Source organism: Paenacidovorax caeni, from assembly GCF_001298675.1.
Lineage (GTDB): Bacteria > Pseudomonadota > Gammaproteobacteria > Burkholderiales > Burkholderiaceae_C > Paenacidovorax > Paenacidovorax caeni.
In genome coordinates, this window is record NZ_CYIG01000085.1 from 1 (window position 1) to 5,115 (window position 5,115).

The 5,115-nt window shown below is 61.3% G+C and carries 4 protein-coding genes and 1 pseudogene; all 5 read left to right on the plus strand.

Going from position 1 to position 5,115, the window contains the following annotated elements; translation table 11 throughout:
* Positions 1-229: 229 nt before the first annotated feature.
* The gene (locus BN2503_RS18460) at positions 230-985 is read left to right on the plus strand and encodes a class II aldolase/adducin family protein (protein WP_082366676.1); all 756 of its coding nucleotides are present in this window, start codon (positions 230-232) and stop codon (positions 983-985) included.
* Between the two features lie 21 nt (positions 986-1,006).
* A complete protein-coding gene (locus BN2503_RS18465; RefSeq protein ID WP_054258066.1) occupies positions 1,007-2,449 on the plus strand; it encodes a coniferyl aldehyde dehydrogenase in 1,443 nt (480 codons plus the stop codon).
* Between the two features lie 16 nt (positions 2,450-2,465).
* Positions 2,466-2,993: a hypothetical protein gene (locus tag BN2503_RS18470; RefSeq protein WP_233100149.1), complete on the plus strand. Its 528-nt coding sequence runs from the start codon at positions 2,466-2,468 to the stop codon at positions 2,991-2,993.
* A gap of 25 nt (positions 2,994-3,018) precedes the next feature.
* Positions 3,019-4,638: a GMC family oxidoreductase gene (locus tag BN2503_RS18475; RefSeq protein WP_054258067.1), complete on the plus strand. Its 1,620-nt coding sequence runs from the start codon at positions 3,019-3,021 to the stop codon at positions 4,636-4,638.
* A 30-nt stretch (positions 4,639-4,668) separates the two neighbouring features.
* Positions 4,669-4,977, plus strand: a pseudogene (locus BN2503_RS18480) (GMC family oxidoreductase N-terminal domain-containing protein); the annotation flags it as partial.
* Between the last annotated feature and the right edge of the window lie 138 nt (positions 4,978-5,115).

Sequence of the window (5,115 nt, forward strand, 5' to 3'; positions counted from 1 at the left end):
CAATGGATGAAACCGACCACGGTTTGACGCCACGAATCGCAGATTTGAAAGTGAACAGGAAAGTCAATGAAATCAACGATCTACCAACACCACCTCCGCGCCAGTGCTAGCTTTTCGTACCGTCACTTATTGCACTGAAAACGAGGAGACCCCAAATTGTAAATTTTTTAACAGTTAATTACCGCCCACCGGGTTAACGTGCGCGCTTGCCATCGCCAGGAGACAGCACTTGGATATCCCATCCGTCAAAGACAAGGTCAGCACCGAAGAGTGGAAGCTGCGCGTCGATCTCGCCGCCTGCTACCGTCTGGTGGCGCTGTACGGCTGGAGTGACCTGGTGTTCACCCACATCAGCGTGCGCATCCCCGGCCCCGAGCACCACTTCCTCATCAACCCCTACGGGCTGATGTTCGATGAAATCACCGCCAGCAGCCTGGTCAAGGTCGACCAGCAATGCAACAAGCTGCTCGATTCGCCGTTTCCGGTCAATCCCGCTGGTTTCAACATCCATAGCTGCATCCACGACGGCCGCCCCGACGTGGGCTGTGTGCTGCACACCCACACCCGCGCGGGCGTGGCCGTGAGCGCACAAAAATGTGGACTGCTGCCCATCAGCCAGCAGTCCACCTTTGTCATCCCCGAGCTGGCGTACCACGACTACGAAGGCGTGGCCCTGCGCGAGGATGAAAAACCCCGCCTGCAGGCCGACCTGGGCAACAAGACCTTCCTTATGCTGCGCAACCACGGCCTGCTGGTCGTCGGTTCCACCGTGGCAGAGGCCTTTCTGTCGATGTACAACTTTGAAAACGCCTGCCGCATCCAGCTTGACGCCCAGGCGGGTGGCGAACTGGTGCAGATCAACCCCAAGATCATGGAAACCATGCCCATGGTCATCAAGATGGTCACTTCAGGCCAGGGCGCGAACATCGCCTGGCCGGCACTGATTCGCAAGCTTGACCGCATCGATACCCTTTACCAAACCTGATTTCCCGGAGAAAACCACACCATGTCCGCCGTTCCCATCCACGCCGCCACCTCTTCTGACGCCATCCGTCTGGAGCTCGAAGAAGTCCTCAAGCTGCAACGCGCAGCCTACTTCGCCCACCCCTACCCCACCTTTGCCGAGCGCAAGGCTGACCTGCTCAAGCTCAAAGCCTTCATCAAGGACAACCGCGACGCCATCGTGGACGCCATCAGCGCCGACTACGGCAACCGCTCGCGCCACGAAACCCTGTTTGCCGAAATCTTCAGTGTGGTCGACGGTGTGGAACACACCCTCAAGCACCTCAAGACCTGGATGAAGCCACAGCGCCGCGGTGTGGACATCAAGAATTTCTTCGGTGCCAAGAACCGCGTGGTTCCCCAGCCTCTGGGCATCGTGGGTGCCATCGTGCCGTGGAACTTCCCCATCAACCTCAGCTTCAGCGGACTCATCGCCGCCTTTGCCGCTGGCAACCGCTCCATGGTCAAGATGTCGGAAAACTCCCGCCATCTCGCCAAGCTGCTGATTGAAAAGTCTCCCAAGTATTTCCCCCGGGACAAGCTGGCGTTCTTCGATGAAACCGGCGGCGTGGGCATTGAGTTCTCGAAGCTGAAGTTCGACCACATCCTGTTCACCGGATCCGGCCTGACAGGCCGCGCCGTCATGGCAGCGGCTGCCCCCAACCTGTGCCCTGTCACGCTGGAACTCGGCGGCAAATCGCCCGCCATCATTTGCGACGATTACCCGCTGCGCAAAGCTGCCGAACGCGTCCTGTTCGTGAAGTACTTCAACGCCGGACAGATCTGCACCACCATTGACCACATCTACATCCCGGAAGACAAAGTCAAGGAGTTCACCGAGATGTCCAAGGGCATCGTCACAGAGCGCTACCCGCACCTGAGCTCGCCCGATTTCACCTCCATGATTGACGACCGCTCCTTCAACCGGGTGGTGGGTGCCATGGAAGAGGCGCAAGAGCGCGGCGCCACACTGGTCCAGCTGATTCCCGGCCGCCAATGGGACGCAGCCACGCGCAAGATCGCCCCACACATCGTGCTCAACGCGCCCGCCGACTGCGCGCTGCGCACGCGCGAGATCTTCGGCCCCGTGCTGCCAATCATTCCGTACAAGAAAATTGAAGACCCCGTCCAGGCCATCAACGACGGCCCGCGTCCACTGGCGCTCTACCCCTTCAGCAACGACAAGGCGCTGGTGCACCACCTGCTGACCCACGTAATGTCGGGCGGCGTCAGCGTCAACGATGGTCTGTTCCACGTGGGCCAGCACGATCTGCCTTTTGGTGGTGTGGGCGACAGCGGCATGGGCCACTACCACGGCTACGAAGGTTTTGTCACCTTCTCCAAGATGCGCCCGGTGTTCTACCAGGCCCCCTTCAGCGCCGTGAAGTTCCTGTGGCCGCCTTACGGCAAGTTCGCGACCAAGTACCTCGACTTCCTGACCAAGTAACCCGATACACACTGCCATGAAGCACCTGCCTCCCCACCTGCAGCGCAGAAGTTTTCTCAAGCTCGGTATCGGTGCCGCCGTCGTTCTGGCCGTGGCTGGCGGCGCGGTGGCACTGATCAAGCCGGGCCTGGTCAATGGCCGCCTCAGCCCCTCCGCGCGGCTGCTGATGGCCCGCGTCGGACAGGCCATGCTGCAAGGCACGCTGCCTGCGGATGCGCTGGAACAGCAACGCGCCATCGACGCGGTCCTGCAGCGTACCGATGACTTCACCGCCGGCCTGCCCGCGCATGTGCAGGCTGAACTCTCGCAACTGTTCGGCCTGCTGGCCACGGCCGCGGGCCGGCGCGGCATTGTGGGTCTGTCGCCGTCGTGGGAAGACGCCACAGTGGCAGAAACCAGCGCCGCACTGCAGTCCATGCGCGCGTCCGGCACGGAGCTGCGCATCCAGGCCTACCAGGGACTGCACGACATCGTGTTTGTGCCCTATTTCTCGGGCGAAGAGTCCTGGAAGACCATCGGCTATCCCGGCCCCAGAGCCGTCTGAGTCACCCTGCATCCACTGAAATCGCATGACCAACATCATTGACCCCATTGCGGCGGGCCTGCAACGCGGCTGGAAAGTTCTCGGCGGCAAACACGGCGCCTTGCCGGAACGCATCACCTGCGATGTGGCCATCATCGGCTCTGGCGCTGGCGCCGGCATCACCGCGGAGCTGCTGACCAAAGCAGGCCTGAACGTCGTCATCGTCGAGGAGGGGCAGCTCAAATCGAGTACCGACTTCAAACAGAAAGAGCCCGAAGCCTACGCCTCGCTGTACCAGGAAAACGCCGGGCGCAAGACCAAGGACAAGGGCATCACCATCCTGCAGGGCCGCAGTGTGGGCGGCACCACCACGGTCAACTGGACCAGCTCCTTTCATACGCCTCCCGATACGTTGAAATTCTGGCAGGACAAATTTGGCCTGAAAGACTACACCACCGAAACACTGGCGCCCTACTTCCAGCAGGCTCAAACCCGACTGAACATTTCGCCCTGGGCGACATCGCCCAACGAGAACAACGAGCTGCTGCGCCGCGGTGCAGCCAAACTCGGCATCAAGGCCGAAGTGATTCCACGCAACGTCAAGGGCTGCTACAACCTCGGTTCCTGCGGCATGGGCTGCCCCACCAATGCGAAGCAGTCCATGCTGGTGACCACCATCCCGTTTGCACTGGACCATGGCGCCACCCTGCTGGTAGAAACACGGGTCGAGAAACTGGTCATCGAAGGCGGTCGTGTCACCGCCATGCAATGTATTGCGGTAAAACCGAACGCAGCCCCCGTAGAATCTGGCAAGATTGCTACAACTATCGTAGCAAAACATTTTGTCCTGGCAGGTGGGGCGATCAACTCTCCGGCGCTGCTGATGCGCTCGAAAGCGCCCGACCCACACAAGCGGCTGGGCACGCGCACCTTCCTGCACCCGGTGGCCATCACCACGGCCGTCATGAAAGACACCGTGGCCGCATGGACCGGTGCACCGCAATCGATTTACTCCGACCATTTCCTGCACACCCAGCCGGTGGACGGACCGATCGGGTTCAAGCTGGAAGTCGCACCCCTGCATCCTGTGTTCTTTGGCGCCAACCTGCCCGGCTTTGGCGAGAAGCAGGCCGAGCTGTTCCGCCAGTACCCCCACGCCAACGTGATGCTGGCCCTCATGCGTGACGGCTTCCACGACCAGTCGGTGGGTGGCACGGTGGAATTGCGCGACGATGGCTCGCCCCTGCTGGACTACCCCATCAGCGACTACGTGCTCGACGGTGCACGCCGCTCCATGCTCGCCATGGCACAGATCCAGTTCGAAGCCGGCGCCACCATGGTGTACCCGGGCCACGAACTTGCTGGCGGCACCAGCACCTGGGCGGCGACCAAGGCAGCCATTGAAGCCCTGCCCATGAAGCCCCTGCTCACCAAGATCGGCAGCGCCCACGTCATGGGTGGTTGTGGTCTGGGCGGTGACGACAAGCTGGGCGTCACGCGCCCGGACGGTGTGCACTGGCAGCTGGAGAATCTGTCCATCCACGACGGCTCCCTCTTCCCGACCAGCATTGGTGCCAATCCACAGCTGTCCATCTACGGTAACGTCAACCGCCTCGCCCAGGGACTGGCCAAGCGGCTGAGTGGCAAGGACGTTCTACTGGCCTGATATTTCCCGGCAGCGGGAGGAGACTATTGCATGCAAGAATTTGATTACGTCGTGGTGGGCGGCGGTGCCGCCGGCTGTGTGGTGGCGGGCCGCCTGAGCGAAGACCCGTCCGTCTCCGTGTGTCTGCTCGAAGCCGGCGGCCCGGATTCTTCCGCCTTCATCCACGCGCCTTTGGGATTTGCCGCCACAGCGCCATTGAAACTGTTCAGCTGGGGATACGAGACCGTGCCGCAGGCTGGCTTCAACGGGCGCAAGGGCTTCCAACCGCGCGGCAAGGTGATGGGTGGGTCCAGCTCCATCAATGCCATGGTCTACACCCGAGGTAACCGCAACGACTACGGATAGGCGTTTTAACCGCATGAGGCCAAGTATCGCACCGCGGAAGCGCCATCAAGCCGGCTGAGACACTCGATTTTCCCGCCCAGGTGTCAGGTTCACCACCAGGGTTTGGCGTTCAGGAGAGTGATTTGCGGCGCT

Coding starts and splice junctions, on each gene's coding strand:
- BN2503_RS18465 (WP_054258066.1), top strand. CDS start 1,007: ATGTCCGCCGTTCCCATCCACGCCGCCACCTCTTCTGACGCCATCCGT.
- BN2503_RS18470 (WP_233100149.1), top strand. CDS start 2,466: ATGAAGCACCTGCCTCCCCACCTGCAGCGCAGAAGTTTTCTCAAGCTC.
- BN2503_RS18475 (WP_054258067.1), top strand. CDS start 3,019: ATGACCAACATCATTGACCCCATTGCGGCGGGCCTGCAACGCGGCTGG.